Raw genomic sequence first — 15,514 nt, 5'->3', positions numbered from 1 at the left:
TCACATCGATGGCCGGGATGCTGACCACATGATGTCCACTCCGCCCGCACCTGACGCGCCGAGCACACGGTTCTTCCACGGTACCCGCGCCGACCTGGCGCCCGGTGACCTGATTCACCCCGGCTACGCCTCCAACTACACGGAGCGACGCTCGCCGTGGGCGTACTTCAGCGCAACCCTCGGCGCCGCGACGTGGGGCGCGGAGCTGGCGCGGGGTGAGGGACGCGGTCGCATCTACGTGGTCGAACCCACCGGTGCCTACGTCGACGACCCCAACCTCACGGACCGGAAGTTTCCCGGCAATCCCACGAAGTCGTACCGGTCGCGCGACCCGTTGCGGGTGGTCGAAGAGCTGCTGGCGTGGGAGGGCCACACGCCGGAGGAGATCCAGGCGATGCAGGAGGGCATCGCGGGAAAGGAGCCGATCGACGACTGAGCGCTGCGGGACTTCGCACCGGCGCGGACAACCGTCGGTGCCCGTTCCGGAGCGCAGTGGCTCGCCGGGCCTCGCGATCTGTGCACGCGACATGGTCCCCGCACCCGGGATCCGGTATTCTCCACCGCTTCGATGCCGCGCTCTCCGGCCGGCTGACCGGCCCCCTTCCAACTCCGCGTGACCCTTCTCTCCGTCTCGAACGTCGGCCTGTCTTTCGGCGCGACTGAACTCTTCAAGAACATCACCTTCACCGTCGCCGAGGGTGAGCGGTGGGGCATCATCGGGCGCAACGGCGCCGGCAAGTCGTCGATCTTCAAGATCATCACCGGCGAGTACGAGCCCACGGTGGGGAGCGTCGCGCGCAAGCCGGGCCTGCGTCATGCGCTGCTCGACCAGCACCGCGCCTTCGAGGGGGCGACCACGGTATGGGAGGCGGGAGCGGCCGCCTGGCGTGAAGTGGTGGACCTCGAGAAGAAGATCGCCGACCTGGCGATGCAGCTTGGCGAGATGGGTGAGAAGGTCACCGACGAGTTCCTCGACCGGTTCGGGCGCGAGCAGGAGCGCTTCGCGGACCTCGGTGGATACGAATACCACGCGCGAGTGGACGCGGTGCTGCAGGGGCTTGGATTCGATGCCGAGGAGTCGAAGGTGCGGCTCGTGTCCACCCTGTCCGGTGGTGAACGCGGGCGCGTGGGCCTCGCGGCGCAGCTCATCGCACCGGCCGACCTGCTGCTGCTCGACGAGCCCACCAACCACCTCGATCTCGACACCACCACCTGGCTGCAGGAGTGGCTGGGCGAGGCGGCGGAGACGGTGATCGTCGTGTCGCACGACCGCGCGTTCATGGACGCGGTGTGCACCAACATCCTGCACGTCGAGGCGAAGACGAGCGAGAGCTACAAGGGGAACTACAGCCAGTTCGTGCCGCAGCGTGCGGAGCGACGGCTCACGCGCGAGCGCGAGCTGGAGAAGCAGCGCGCGTACGTGAAGAAGGAGGAGGAGTACATCCGCCGGAACCTGGCGGGCGTGAACTCGTTCCAGGCGAAGGGCAAGCGCAAGCGGCTCGAGCGACTGCCGCGCCTTGCGCCGCCGCCCGGTGACCCGTCGGCGATGTCGTTGCGCTTCGACGTGGCGGACCGCGGTGGCGACCAGGTGTCGACGATGAAGGCGCTTCGCGTGGAGGTGCCGGGACGCGTGCTGGTGGACGACTTCACCGCCGTGCTCCGCCGCAACGACTTCGTGGCACTGGTCGGGCCGAACGGAGCCGGCAAGTCGTCGTTCATCTCCACGCTCCTCGGCGATCGCGAGCCGGCGGGTGGTGAGGTCCGCGTGGGCGGCTCGATCACGCCGGCGTGGTTCCGGCAGGACCTGTCCGACCTGCCACTGCGGAAGTCGCTTGCGGATGCGATCCAGGAGCAGCGACCCACCTGGAGCCGCGGCGCCGTGCAGAACCATCTTGGCGCGTTCGGGTTCAGCGGCGACGAGGTGTTCCGCGAGATCCACACGCTGAGCGGCGGCGAGCGGGCACGCATGGCGCTGGCGCTGATGACGCTGGCGCGGGCCAACCTGCTGGTGCTCGACGAACCCACCAACCATCTCGACGTCGAAAACATCGAGGTGCTGGAGGACGCCCTCGACGAGTACGAGGGGACCGTGCTGCTGGTGAGCCACGACCGGGCGTTCCTGCGGCAGGTGGCGACGCGGGTGTGGTCGTTCGACGGGAACCGGCTGGTGGACTTCGACGGGCCGTTCGAGGAGTGGGAGGCCGACCGGGCGCGGAAGGGGGCGGCGAAGCGGTAGTGCCGCCGGGTGGGCGACAGGCTGCGCCCCAGGTGGACATGGGCACGGTGTCACCGTATCTCCATGCAGTGGCCGTCACCATCCACCTCATTCCGGCAACCCGATGCTCTGGGATCTCATTCAGGACTGGCGCCTGTCGGATCAGCGCGCCGATGCGGAGAACATCGAGGCGCGTGTCGATCGGCTGGAACGCCAGCTGAAGGACACGCGCGCGGTCGTGCGTGAGCTGATGATCCGCCTCGAGCAGAAGCTTGGAGAGGACATCAACGGTGACGGGCGGATCGGGTAGCCGGGTGCGGCCGGGGATCAGTTCCAGCGCACGCAGCAGGGAGCACGGTGAACCGTGATGCGCTTGGCTGAGGCGCCGCGTCAGATCCCAATGTCGAATGTCGCGAACACCCGCACCGTTCCGCCCGTCGTGCCGCCGACGGGTTGCAGCGTGACCGACAGGCTGCCGATGATGCGCGAGGCCGTCGCAGTGGTCACCGTCAGCGACCCGGTCGTGCTGGCGTTCGTGCCGCCCCAGACGCCGCCGGGCGCGACCTGCGTCAGGCGCACGGAGCGGGAGGCGCCGCTGCCCAGGATGTAGATGCCAGTTCCGGTGTACTCCGAGACGATGATGCTGAGCGTCTGCGCGGTGTTGGAGCCGGCGAAGGTCAGCACGCCAGCCGAGGGTGCGGAGACCGACGCGATCGACGACGCCGTGTGCGCCGTGGACCCGACACCCCAGGTCATCTTGCCGCCGGCGTTGTCCGGCACGACGAGCGTGGCGGGGCCGGAGACCGGGACATCGAACAGGCCCGTGGTGATCGCCCGGGTCGCGAGGCCGGACGCGCCGGTGACGCGCGGGGCGGTGAACGCGAAGCTGCCGCCGATGCGAGTCGGTGACACGGACGTGACGGTGACGGTGCCCGCTGCACCGCTGAGCGGCGTGGACCAGCCCGAGGTGCCCTCGACCACGGAGGCGAGTCCGCCCGCCACCGTGCTGCCGACGCCGAGTGGGTAGGTGCCGGGGGCACCGATGTGGTAGATCGTCATGGTCACGCCGACGCCTGAGCCGGCTTGCACCCCGGTGAGCGTGAAGATGCCGCCGGGGGTCGCCGTCGCCGACGCCGTCGTGCTCGACCAGCTCGTCCCGTCGATCGACGCGCTCATCGAGCCGGTGGTGCCCCCACCCGTCGGTCCCCCGCCGCCCCCACCTCCGCAGGCGGCCAGTGTCAGCGTCGATACCGCCAGCACCTCCAGACGACGCAGACGTGCCAGAACGGACGAGATCGACATATGTGCTCCTGTGCAGCGCCGTGATGATCGCACCCAGCCGCGCGCGCCGCTGCGCGCCTCCGCAGCCCTGACTATTGCCTGTGGCCGCGCAGAGTGCAACGGCCCCTTCGGAATCGGTGACATCGACATCGGTGACACTAAATCGGTGACAGTGCATTCATTGCGCGCTTTCGTGGGCACTGTCACCGTATTGAAGCAATGCGTGCACTGTCACCGTATTGCTCACCGTATTGCCCCTGACCGTACTGACCCGTCACCATTCGCCCCTGCTCCAATGCGCTGGTCTGTCCTTCTGGCGGTCACGGCACTCCTGGTCGGCGCGCCGCAACTCGACGCCCAGGTGGTCGAGGCACCGACGCCGCTGCCAGCGGTGGCATTGCCCGCCGACCTGGACCGCGTCCTTCGCGACTACGAGTCGGCCTGGCGACGCGCCGACCCCGCTGCGCTGGCCGCCCTCTTCACCGAGGATGGTTTCGTGCTCCAGGATGGCCATCCGCCGGTGCGCGGCAGGGCCGCGATCGCCGCCGCTTACGCCGGACATGGTGGGAACGCGCTGAGGCTCCGGGCACTCGCGGCCGCCGTCTCCGGCACGGTCGGATACATCGTCGGCGGGTACGGCTACGGCGACGACACGAGCGACGTGGGCAAGTTCACGCTGACGCTGCGCCGGGAGCGTGACGGTGTGTGGCGCATCACCTCCGACATGGACAACGCGAACCGGTCTCCGCGCTGAGCGACCCCCGGCCGGGCAGGCCGTGCCGCGGCGTGGCGGAGATATTCGTGCACTGTCACCGGATTGTTCGGGGATATTGGTGCACTGTCACCGGATTGTCGTGTGCCGCGGCGTGGCGGAGATATTCGTGCACTGTCACCGGATTGTTGTCTGTCACCGAATTGCCGGGGATATTGGTGCACTGTCACCGGATTGTCGGATTGTTGTCTGTCACCGAATTGCCGGGGATATTGGTGCACTGTCACCGGATTGTCCCTGTCACCGGATTGTCCCGAATTGCCCCCGCTGCAGACTGGTGCAGTGTGATCGTAGCCCCAGACCTCATGCCAGACCTCTCCCTTCGTCGCGTGGCTCGGCTCTCGATGGCGGTCGTGCTCGTCGCGTGCGCCTCGCGCCCCGCCCTCGTCCCCACGCCGAGCGGACTCCAGTACCGCGTGCTCAGCCGCGGTGACGGTCCCGCGGCCGTGCCGGGACAACGGGTCACCATCCACGAGACCACGACGCTACCGAGCGGCCGGCTGATCTACACGAGTCGCAGCGGGGCACCGATCACGTTCCTGCTCGGCGGCGGGCAGGTGATCGCCGGCGTGGACGAGGGCGTCACGGGCATGCGCGTGGGCGAACGGCGACTGCTCGTCGTGCCGCCCGCGCTGAGCCGGCGGACGGGATATCCGGCGAACACGCCGCCGGATTCGACGCTGCACATCGACGTGGAGCTGGTGGCGCTTCCCGCCAGTCAGGCCACGGGCGATGCCGCCGGACCGGTGACCATCGTCAGGAGCACATCGGTCATCCGCCGCGACAGCAGCGGCCGGGCGATTCCCACCGGGTCGAGCATCGATCGCGACAGTCGCGCGCAGGCGGATGCGGTGAACGCGCGGGTGCGGGTGCTGCAGGTCGAGCCGGACCGCCTGGTGGCGCGGGTCGGCGACACGCTGTCTCCCTTCATCGCGCTGCACGTGAGCGGCCTCGATTCCGCCGGAGTGCTCGTCCCGCGCGTGGTACCGCTGCTGGGGCCGATCCCCGCCGGCAGCAGCGTGCGGCAGGTCGGCAATGGACGGTGGCTGGCCGCGAAGCCCGGCACGACCACCGTGCAGGTGCGCGTGATGCGGTTTGCGCAGCCCGCGCGCAACGACACGGCGCTCGTGCGCTCGGTGCGCATCGACGTGGTGCCCTGAGTGTCCGTGACGCGCACGTGACGCGCCCCGGACCTGCAGGCGCGTGACGGCCAGCGGTTCTCGGGATCGACCGGACCCGCCATTTTGTGTGCATGCCCGCACACCCTCGCTCCTCCGACTGGCGCCAGCACGCGTCGTCCCCCGCTGACGTCGTCAGTCACATCAAGTCCGGCGACCGGATCTTCATCCACGGCGCCTGCGCCACCCCCACCCCGTTGCTCGAGGCACTGGCCGCGCGCACCGACCTCCGTGACGTGCAGCTCTACCACCTGCACCTGGCGGGGGAGGCGCCGTTCGTCGACCGGGAACAGGCAGGACACTTCTCGTCGAACTCACTCTTCTCGGGTGCGAACGTGCGTGCCGCCATCGGGGAGGGGCGTGCCGACTTCATCCCGGTCTTCCTCAGCGACATCCCGTCGCTCTTCGCCGATCGCGTGATCGACCTCGACGTCGCGATCCTCCAGCTCTCGCCCCCCGACAAGCACGGCAACTCGACGCTCGGCACCTCCGTCGACTGTGCGCTGGCCGCGAGCCTCAACGCCCGCACTGTGCTGGCGGAGATCAACCAGCAGATGCCGCGCACGGCCGGCAATTCCGCCGTGCCGCTGTCACGCGTGGACGCGTGGACCGCCACCGACCGCCCGCTGCACACCCACGCGCCATCCCCGGCCAGCGAGATCGAGGACCGCATCGGGGAGACCATCGCGGGACTCGTCGAGGACGGCTCCACCCTGCAGCTCGGCATCGGCGGGATCCCCGATGCGGTGCTCGCGCGGCTCGGCAACAAGGTCGGTCTCGGCGTGCACTCCGAGATGTTCTCCGATGGCCTCATCCCGCTGATGGAGAACGGCGTGGTGACCAACGAGCACAAGGAAGTCCACCGCGGCCGCACCGTCACGAGCTTCATCAACGGCAGCAAGCGGCTGTTCGACTTCGTGGACGACAACCTCGCGATCGAGTTCCATCCCTGCGACCGCACCAACGACCCGAGCCTGATCCGCGAGAACCCGAAGGTCGTCGCGATCAACTCGGCGATCGAGATCGACCTCACGGGCCAGGTGTGTGCCGACTCCATCGGCCACCGCATCTACAGCGGCATCGGCGGCCAGATGGACTTCATCCGCGGCGCCGCACTCTCGAAGGGTGGCAAGCCGATCATCGCCCTGCCCTCGATGGCGGCCGGGGGCACCCTGTCGCGCATCACCCACGAACTGAAGCCGGGCGCCGGCGTGGTGACGACGCGCGGCCACGTGCACTGGGTGGTGACGGAATACGGGGCCGTGAACCTGCACGGCAAGACGCTGCGGCAGCGCGCCGAGTTGTTGATCTCGATCGCACATCCCGATGTGCGGGGGGAGCTGACGCGGGCGACGCGGGCGACGCGGCACTTCGCGATGGTGTGACCGCACCAGCCGCACGGCAGCGCTCAGGCCGTGCGGGCCCGTGGGGCGCCGGTGGGCAGCCGCGCGATCACGTCGGCGAAACCCGCCGCGTATGACGTCGGCACCAGCCCCGAGGCGCGCTCCAGCTTCGCACTGCTGAAGCGATACGGCCGCTCGAACTGGTACAGCATCTCGAGCTGCTCCCGCAGCACCGGATTGAACAGCCCGAGCAGGCGCAACATCGTGCGGCCGGCGTTCTGCACCCGCACGGGCTGCCCGAGCTGCGCGCAGGCCATCTGCACGAACTCGCGCCCCGTGCGCGCCTCCGGTGACGTCAGTGCGTGCCAGCTCTGGCCATACGCGTCGTCGCGTGCGGACAGGTGCGCGAGTGTGCGCGCGATGTCCGGCGTGTAGGTGAAGCTGTGCACGACATCGGCGGACCCCAGCCACTGCGCCCCGTGGCCGGCGGCGAGGCGGTCGAAGACGACCCCATTCAGCAGGCCGGTGGTCGCGCCCGCGCCGTCGGGATAGTAGAAGTCGGCCGAGCGCACGATCATGGCGGTGAGCTGCTGCCGGCGCATCGCATCGAGCAGCGTGGTCGTGATGCGGGCGCGCACCTCACCCTTGCGGCTGCACGGGTTGAACGGCGTCTCCTCGGTCATCACGCCGTCGACGGCGCCGTAGGGGTAGACGTTGTCGAAGAACACGAGTCGCGCGCCATGCCGTGTGCAGGCGTCGAGCACGTGCTGCATCACGCGCGGCCACTGCGCCTCCCACAGCGCGGCGCTGTACGGCAACCCCGCCAGGAGGTACACGACGTCGCTCCCGGCCACGGCGCGGTCGGTCGCCGCGGCGTCGAGCAGGTCGGCGGCCACCAGCTCGTCTCCCTCCGACTCGGCGCGCGGCGTGCGCGCCACCTGCCGAACGCGCACCGGGAGGCGGGACAGCTCGGCCGACAGTGCGCGCCCGACGGCGCCGTTCGCACCAAGGATGGTGTGCAGCGGGCCGGCGGTCATCGGGCGTCCCTGGTGATGATGGACGGTATGGCGGGGGGGAGGTCTGCGGTCAGGATGCGATCTGGCATGGATGGCTCTCCGGCTGTGGCGACTCGGGCGGCGGTGCAGATGTGAACATTGTCAACATATTGCATTCGAATGTTTCTTTTGTCAACATTAAAATGACACAGAGTCGAATCCTCAGAATGACTCAGAGTCACATCCGCAAAATGACTCAGAGTCGCAGCTTTCACGGCCCCTCTCCCGACCACCAACTTGGCCTCACCCGATTGACCCATCCGCATCCCGTGAACACCGCCCGCTACCACCACGGCAACCTCCGGACTGCATTACTCGAGGCCGGCTTGCGGATCGCGGAAGCGGACGGCCCCGCCGCCCTGCAGCTGCGCGACCTGGCCCGGGCGGAAGGGGTGTCCGCGTCCGCCGTGTACCGCCACTTCCCCGACCTCGCACATCTCTCAGCAGAGGTCGGTCGGCTCGCACGGCGGCGCCTGGCGCGGGCGATGCTCCATGCGGCGGATGCGGTCCCGGCGGAGCCTGACGCCGGTCTGCACGCCATCCGACGCTTCGACGCCATCGGCAGGGCGTACGTCGAGTTCGCGGTCCGACACCCCAAGCTCTTCGACACGGCGTTCCAGGCCCCCACCGCGCCGCCCTCCTGCGCCGACGATCCATCCGCCTGGGCCGTCCTCGAGTCGGCACTCGAGAGACTCGTTTCAGTCGGAGAATTGTCGGCACAGCGGCGCATTGATGCACCGATAGTGTCCTGGTCCGCGGTGCATGGACTGGCCGGGATCCTGGTGCGCGGAATGCTCGTGCCGCCAGCGACGGCAGCCGATGCCATCGCGGCGGTGCTCCGCGGGGTGCGACGGTCACTCGAATTGCGGGACGGCTGAGTACGACGCTCCGGACACGCCGAGCGCCGGAGCGCGGCGCAGGCGCTGACACCCAGTCCCGCGAGACGCCCGCTGTGCCAGGGTCTCGCGTGCGCCGGACACCCGTCCCGGCGCACGCGCCGCACACCCGTCCCGGCGCACGCGCCGCACTGGATCAGCCGACGCTCGCGCCCCGCTACGCCGTGCCGTCAGCCGGGTTCAGATCCGCTCCCGCCTGCAGGTACACCAGCGACGTCGGCGTCACCACCTCCCACGGATCGCCCACCGCCACCTCGTCCCCCGGTCGGTCCAGCCCGTCCGCGATCAGCTCCTCGATCGGCGGATAGGGATTCTTCTGCCCCCGCCACGTCGCGGGCTCTAGGCTCGGCACCACCGAGGTCGCGAGGTACCGTCCCACGGCGTGCTCGTACCCCGAGCGCACCGGCACCACCACGCGCGCCGCGCCGGCCTGCAGGAAGGCCTCGTGCAACGGATCCGTGCTCGAGCGCGACAGCAGCTCCGCCCAGCGCGACCGCCCCGCCCACTGGTAGGGGTAAAAGAGGTACACGAGGTTCTCCCACTCGAAGAGGTCCTCGAAGAACTGGATCGAGTCCGCCTCGGCCGTCGCCTCGCTGGCGTCCACGCGTGGGATCTCGCCCGCAGGAAAGGTCATCGCACCGTACAGGTCGAAGTCCTGTCCCGTCATCACCGTCTGGCAGGCGCGCTTCAGCTCGCGCATCTCGATCGTGCGATTCATGTCCGAGGGCGTGGTCGCGGCGTACGCCTGCCGGATCTCCGCCACCGACAGGGCCGTCTCGTACTGCTGCTGGAGCGACAGGTAGCCGGCGCGGATGGTCTCGTAGGTCTTGAGCCGCCACGCCTCGAACGCCTCGCGCGTGCGCTGGCACTTCACCCGCACGGCCATCGCGAACCCCCCGCGCTGGTCGGCGCTGACCGCAATCGGGAGCGGTCCGCCCACTTCGCCATTCAGGTCGAACTCCGCACCGCTGTCGCCGGAATCGCTGATCGTGGCCTTGTCGGACCCGATCACGATCTCCACCGCCTGCGTGTTCTGCGTGGTGCCGCTGTCCTTCGTGTCATACTCGCCCTGCGAGAGCCCCCACGTCACCGTGGCCCACGCGGTCGCGGCCGCATAGCCCTCCGGAATGGCGACCTCGTTGACGTACGAGCTGTACCCCCACTCCGGCTGGCTCTGGTCCGTCGAATCGGTCTTGTAGTCGAACGGGCGGGCCGCAGGATCGGCGAACGACGCCGTCGTGAACACCTCCAGCGGCGGAGGCGTCTCGAGGCCGAGCACGTTCCACCGTGCGGCCTTTCGGACGTAGTTGGCCTCGGTGAGCTCCGTGATCTCGAGGTTCCAGCCGGGCGGCGGCACGATGGGATCCGCCGCCTCCGTCGCCTGCCTGAGGTGCACGAACTGTGCAGCCGGCTCGGGCACGACGAACTCCAGCAGCAAACGCTCGCCGTAGTTGTACATCTGCGCCTGGTCCACGCGGTCCACCCAGCGATAGATGCCGGCGATGTTCGCGGCGCCCGCGGTGTTGTCGAACTTGTGGAGGTTGGTCTCCGTCACCTGCGTCGTGCTGGTCACGGTGCGGCGGTAGCTGGCCTCGCTCCGGAGCGTCTCCGAGGCGCGCTCGGTGATCGTCTTTGCGTACGACACCGCGGCGCTGGAGCTGGACGACGTGGTGGTGGACCGCGAGGCATCGATGTCGATGCCGGCCTGGATCGGACCCAGCCCACCGCTCACGCTGAGTCCCATCGACATGCTGCTGCTGGTGCTCGCGGCCGTGGCGGTGGCGCGCTCCAGCCCGTGCTGTTCCGTGGTCTCGAGGTCGCGGGTGGTCTCGCTGGCGCTCTTGCTGGTTTCCGTGACGGTCTCGCTGGTGGTGACGTCGAGGACGTGCGTCCGCTCGCGTACCTCCGTCGCGAGCACATTCTCGATGTGCGAGATCTCGTTCGGCTCGTAGCGCAGCAGTGCGGTGCGCACGAGCATCAGGTCACCGCGCCCGAGCACACGCGCCTCGGCGGTCAGCACCGGGACCGAGGGCCTCGGCGCGGGAATCGTGATGACGTCGTCGATGTCGATGTGCGGACCGCCCGGGCTGGCGATCGACCCGGGACTGGAGGGCGGGCTCTTCGTGCGCGCCGTCGCTGCCTCCAGGCCGAGCACCTCCTGCATCGAGCTCGCCGTCGTGGTCACGGGCAGGCCCATCGTCTTTGCGGCACCCTGGATCGCCTTCACCTGGGCATCCATGTCGCTCGCGCCGGCCTTGCCGAGTTCCTCGATGGTGGGGTCGGCGCCGGGCCGCGATGCGCGTGCGCGTACCTGCAGGCGTGCGAGGTCCGCCTGCATCGCGTCGAGCTGGTTCGCCTTCACGACGTCGGGGTGCTTCGGCGGTGGCGGGACCACCACGTCCGGGAGCTGCACTTCCGCCTTCGCCACCAGCGACCGCACACGGCAGCCGGGGTCGGCCTCGGCCTGCGAGAGCGCGACGATGCCGAGACCGCGCAGCAGGCGCACCGGATCGCCACTCGACGCGGGCAGCGACGGCCGGAGCCAGCGCTGCAGGATCACCATGTCGGCCGCCCACGCAATCGCCTCGCCGAACGCCTTCTTCTGCCGGGCACCGGTGATGCCCGTCTGCTTCTCCCACGCCTTGAGGTTGGCGCGGACCTGCCCGATGGTGAGCCGCTCGTTGGTGCTGGCGAGCTTGAGCTGCCGGAGCGCGAACTGCGCCGCCGCGCGGGCGTCACCGGTCAGTGCCTTCGCGCGCTCGGTGTAGAGCGCGGTGCCCTGTTCCAGGTCGCCTGCCGCCGCCGCCTTGCGGACTGGCGGCGTGCCGGCGGCGCTGAAGTCCATCGCGTCCCGCACGACCCCGGCGCCGGTGGTGCAGGGTTCGGGGGCCGTGTCCGTCAGGCGCCGGAGCTGAACGAACTTGAAGAGCGATTGGGGAGTCGTCGCCATCGTGTCGGCCTCTCAGAGTGGGATGAAGTCCAGGAGCAGCGTCTTGTCCAGCTGGTACGAATTGATGGCGGCGTTCATGCAGCCGGCGAGGTGGTTGTAGGTCTCGCGAACCTGGGTGGCCCGCGTGGCATCGTACCGGGCGAGGAGATCGGCGACCGGTGCGCCGGAGAGCATCCGTGCCACGCGGTCGAGCTCCCGCGGCGTGAACCCGAAGAAGACGTTCATCGCGCGCGGGTAGTCGTCGTGTGAGTCGAATTCCTGGTTGAAGCCCGCGGGCACCTGGTCGCTCACCGTGGTGGCCGGCATGGCGGGGGCCACGGGAGACGTGTTGCCCGCGAGCGCGAGGTCCGGCGCCAGGCGCGCGCCATTCACGCTCCAGCGCTGGCCGCTCCCCATCATGGCCGCGTACATGTCGCGCGCCGCGTGCCCGTACGGGGTCACCAGCGCCAGGTTGTGCGGGTCACCGAGGCCGCAGAGGTTGCGGATCAGGCTCGTGTCGACCGTGGTGTCGAGTGCGGCGAGCATCGACTCCAGCGAGCGCACCGAGCGCTGGGCGCGCTGGTGCTCGAGCTCCCAGACCATGGTGACGATCTGCGGGGCGCCGGGATCGCTCCGCGCGATCCGCAGCAGGTCGGCCGGCGACACCGTCGTCACGAGGTGGGCGGGGTTCACCTGCGACGGAAGGCTGGTGTCGAGCAGCGCCGCGGCGTGATCCGCCACCGCGGCCTCGAACGTGGCCGGGTCCACGAACCGGGCGTCGCTGAACCGGCGCGCCAGCTCCCACGACGCGTCCTCCGCGTTGCGGACGGCCGAGTGCCGGAGTCCCTTCGGACGTGTCGCACCGACCGGGAGGATCTGTGACTGGAACGCCGGCGCGCGCCCGGTGCTCAGCATCTGGGCCATCTGCGTGCGGCTCATCCTGAGGTCCGGGTGTGCCGCGAAGGCGAGCGGAGTCACCCTGGTGCCACCCAGCCCGGCCCAGTCGAACAGGGCGGCGCCACGCAGGTCGAGGGGCACGTCCTTTCCCAGTGCGCGCGCGAGCTCCATGTGCCCGAGAAGCACGTACGCGCGCATCCGGATGGTGTCCCAACGCGGATAGACCCACGTGACCGTGTCGCCATCCACCCGGCGGGCGGGGAAGTCGATCGGCACGACATGCGGCGTGGTGGTGTTGGCACCGAGCGTGACGCTGCGTGTCGACCAGTGCCCCCACGCAGGGCCGAACGTCGTCGGTGGCGCGGCGTGCCGGAACGAGTCCATCACCCGCTTCCACGCGTCGAAGTACCCGCGTCCACCCTGGAGCGTGACGAGCGTGAAGCCGTCCGTGCCGAAGAGCTGCTCGCCGAGCGCTCGCACCTCGGGTGTCCCCCGCGCGAAGAAGTCGGCGAGGGTCAGGCCCGGCTGCGCGCGACGTGCGGCCTCGAAGGGCTCGAGGATCCGGCGCGTGTAGAGGCAACGGGCACCACGATCCATCACCTGGTCCAGCGCATACACCAGCGCCGGCTCCGCGAGATGGCTGACACCCGCCTTGGCGAAACGCCCCTGGAAGCGCCGCAGCAGCACCTCCGATGGACCGGCGAGTGACCCGGTGATGATCCGCGATTCGGTGGTCATCGGTCGGCGACCGGGCCGATGGCAAGGAGCGCGTCGGCCAGCTCGCTCTGCTCGAGCGCGTCCATCATGCGACCGCCGGGATGGGCGCCGAGCTTGCGCAGGCGCGCCAGCCGGGCGGCGCCGCGGAACATGCGCTCGGCCGCCTCGGGCAGCAGGATCCCACCGAGGGTGATCCCGAAGTCCCAGCGCGACAGTTCGCGGCCGAAGGGGTCCGTGCCGAAGACGAGGTACGTCGCCAGCGTCGCGTAGTCGTAGTAGTCGGCCGCCACCTGCGTCGCCGGGAACGGCAGGACGCCCACCGGCGTCATCACGACGTCGAATGCCTCGGCGGCAGTCCACGGACGGTCGTTGATCGACACGCGCGGGAAGACACCGGTGGTCAGTGGATCGAGCGCCAGCGGGACGTCATCGGCGTGGTCGACGACATGCTCCCGGTAGTCGAGTATCGCGGCGAGCTGCACGCGGCCCTCGAGTGCGATGCGCAGGTCGGCGTACACCTGCACCTGCCTCGTGCGCACGACGGTGAGCCGGAACATCGGCTGGCCGTTGCTGCTGCTCGGTGGATACGGGATCGGCGTGCCGCGATCATCGAGGTAGCTCACGCAACACACGAACCGGTCGCGTGGACTCATGGGGTCGACCCGGATCCGCACGGGAACGGGCTGCAGCGCGTCGAAGGTGCCGTTCGCGTAGTGAATGCTCTCGCCGACCGCCTCCAGCGCCGACTGCGCGAGCGTGAGCTGGCGCTGCAGGTTCCACGTCGCCATCGACGTCAGGAACGACAGGTCCACGCCATCCGGCCGTGTCGTATCGACCCACTGTGCATTCGCGCGGGCGAGCTCGGTGGTGAGCAGGTCCGCCTCGGCTGCGCCGGCCTCCCGCAGCGGGGCATCGAGCGACGGCAGCAGGGACGCGTGCTGGCGGCGTTCGAGTTCCAGCCGCAGCGTCTGTGACGTGGAGACGGGTGACGCCGTGCGCGCGGTCGCCGCCGCCGCGGCGTCGGCCGCACCGGCGGCGGCGTACAACACGAGCTCACCCCACAGCGCCTCGCCCCACTCCGAGACCGGCGGCAGCGACGCCGAGCCGAAGAGCATGCCGCTCAACTTCCCGAAGGTGCATTCCACCGAGAGCGTGACGCCCGGCGCGGCGATGATCCGGCACTGCGGCGCACTCCAGTGGATGCGCTCGAGCACCGCTGGATTGCCTTCCTTCTCGGCGCCCGCAGGCTCCGACGGATGGTACTGGTAGATGATGCGCGGATCGGTGCCCTTGCCGCGCGCGCTGTCCGGTGACGTGTCCACCTCGGCGGTGATCCGCAGCGGGTAGGCCGAGAGGCGGTCGATGATCGGCGCAATCACGACTTCGCGGTCCCGCGGCCAGGCATCGGCGCGCCGGTACTGCTTGATCACCTGGTAGAACCACGATGGCAGGTAGGTGATCGTGAGCGACTCGGTCCGGAACGTCTCCGCCTCGGCGCGGGCGACGTGAAAGACGTTGCCGAGGAAGTCGACCATCACGTGAACCGGCTTGAGGCGGTTGCCGCGGGCCACCTCGAGGTACTGGCTGCCCCGGTAGTCCGGGTCGGTCACCGCCAGTGCCGCATCCATCAGCACCGGCTCGATCTCCGTCGCCGCCTCGCGCAGCACGTCAGCGGGGGTGCCGATACCGGGGATGTACGTCCAGCTCACGCGCGGCTCAGCACCATGCACGCCACCGAGGTGCGATGACGGCGCTCACACCCGCGGGAACGGACGACTGTCCTGAACGTGGCCATGACGACGTGGCGAGTGGGTGTCCTGCGTTCGACAGCAACCCGGGCGAAGGCAACAGCGACGGCCACATTCCGACTTCGAGGTATCCTGAAACATCAGGGGATCTAACCAGCGTCCCGCCACCCTGCGAGCAGGGTCAGCCGGAGCCTGTCGGGTTCGGGCCGGTGCGCGGCCGTGCCCTCGACGCCCGGATCCACGCCGCAGACCGGGCGCTGGTGCAGGAAACGGCACCGGCCGGTGCGCCACCCGGGAGACACTGAGCCGGTGTAAGATCGACGTCATGCGGACACAGCGGCGCACGACAGGCACCCGACGATCGGCTGGCTCCTCCCGCGCGATCGGTCGGGGGCTGCGGGTGCTGGTCGCGGTTGCCTTGGTCGCCTGCAGCGGCGGTGATGCCAGCGCGCGAGGCCGCGCCGCGTCGCGCGTTCCGTCCGG

At 69.6% G+C, this 15,514-nt stretch carries 12 protein-coding genes; 7 read left to right on the top strand and 5 right to left on the bottom strand.

Features of this window, described 5'->3' with window-relative positions; all coding sequences use genetic code 11:
* Positions 1-28 precede the first annotated feature (28 nt).
* The 3 genes from arr to IT355_06775 all read left to right on the top strand — a co-directional run bounded on the left by arr (position 29) and on the right by IT355_06775 (position 2,525).
* Positions 29-436, top strand: coding sequence for an NAD(+)--rifampin ADP-ribosyltransferase (gene arr / locus IT355_06785; GenBank protein ID MCC7052958.1), 408 nt, complete (start codon positions 29-31; stop codon positions 434-436).
* A 177-nt stretch (positions 437-613) separates the two neighbouring features.
* Positions 614-2,236 (top strand): ABC-F family ATP-binding cassette domain-containing protein, encoded by a 1,623-nt coding sequence (locus IT355_06780; protein MCC7052957.1) that lies wholly within the window; start codon positions 614-616, stop codon positions 2,234-2,236.
* A gap of 103 nt (positions 2,237-2,339) precedes the next feature.
* A complete protein-coding gene (locus tag IT355_06775) occupies positions 2,340-2,525 on the top strand; it encodes a hypothetical protein (protein ID MCC7052956.1) in 186 nt (61 codons plus the stop codon).
* An 80-nt stretch (positions 2,526-2,605) separates the two neighbouring features.
* Here IT355_06775 and IT355_06770 read toward each other — a convergent pair whose 3' ends face one another.
* A complete protein-coding gene (locus tag IT355_06770) occupies positions 2,606-3,517 on the bottom strand; it encodes a hypothetical protein (GenBank protein MCC7052955.1) in 912 nt (303 codons plus the stop codon).
* Between the two features lie 370 nt (positions 3,518-3,887).
* Here IT355_06770 and IT355_06765 point away from each other — a divergent pair, with 370 nt between their 5' ends.
* The 3 genes from IT355_06765 to IT355_06755 all read left to right on the top strand — a co-directional run bounded on the left by IT355_06765 (position 3,888) and on the right by IT355_06755 (position 6,831).
* Positions 3,888-4,250: a DUF4440 domain-containing protein gene (locus IT355_06765; GenBank protein MCC7052954.1), complete on the top strand. Its 363-nt coding sequence runs from the start codon at positions 3,888-3,890 to the stop codon at positions 4,248-4,250.
* 347 nt (positions 4,251-4,597) lie between these two features.
* Positions 4,598-5,428 (top strand): FKBP-type peptidyl-prolyl cis-trans isomerase, encoded by an 831-nt coding sequence (locus IT355_06760; GenBank protein MCC7052953.1) that lies wholly within the window; start codon positions 4,598-4,600, stop codon positions 5,426-5,428.
* 92 nt (positions 5,429-5,520) lie between these two features.
* Complete coding sequence (locus tag IT355_06755; GenBank protein MCC7052952.1) at positions 5,521-6,831, top strand: acetyl-CoA hydrolase/transferase family protein; 1,311 nt, start codon at positions 5,521-5,523, stop codon at positions 6,829-6,831.
* A gap of 23 nt (positions 6,832-6,854) precedes the next feature.
* Here IT355_06755 and IT355_06750 read toward each other — a convergent pair whose 3' ends face one another.
* Positions 6,855-7,826: an NAD-dependent epimerase/dehydratase family protein gene (locus tag IT355_06750; protein MCC7052951.1), complete on the bottom strand. Its 972-nt coding sequence runs from the start codon at positions 7,824-7,826 to the stop codon at positions 6,855-6,857.
* Between the two features lie 110 nt (positions 7,827-7,936).
* On the opposite strand from IT355_06750, the gene IT355_06745 reads away from it, so the two are divergent.
* Entirely contained in the window at positions 7,937-8,722 is a 786-nt protein-coding gene (locus IT355_06745; protein MCC7052950.1) for a TetR/AcrR family transcriptional regulator, read from the top strand.
* Between the two features lie 175 nt (positions 8,723-8,897).
* On the opposite strand, the gene IT355_06740 is transcribed toward IT355_06745, so the two are convergent.
* From IT355_06740 to IT355_06730, 3 genes are read right to left on the bottom strand one after another with little or no spacing between them, the layout of a single operon-like run.
* Complete coding sequence (locus IT355_06740) at positions 8,898-11,690, bottom strand: hypothetical protein (protein MCC7052949.1); 2,793 nt, start codon at positions 11,688-11,690, stop codon at positions 8,898-8,900.
* A gap of 12 nt (positions 11,691-11,702) precedes the next feature.
* Positions 11,703-13,304: a hypothetical protein gene (locus IT355_06735; GenBank protein ID MCC7052948.1), complete on the bottom strand. Its 1,602-nt coding sequence runs from the start codon at positions 13,302-13,304 to the stop codon at positions 11,703-11,705.
* A complete protein-coding gene (locus IT355_06730) occupies positions 13,301-14,992 on the bottom strand; it encodes a hypothetical protein (protein ID MCC7052947.1) in 1,692 nt (563 codons plus the stop codon). Before IT355_06730 ends, IT355_06735 begins: the two co-directional genes overlap by 4 nt.
* Positions 14,993-15,514 lie beyond the last annotated feature (522 nt).

The organism is Gemmatimonadaceae bacterium, from assembly GCA_020851035.1.
Taxonomy (GTDB): domain Bacteria; phylum Gemmatimonadota; class Gemmatimonadetes; order Gemmatimonadales; family Gemmatimonadaceae; genus JACMLX01.
This window is presented reverse-complemented; position numbering and strand designations above follow the sequence as displayed.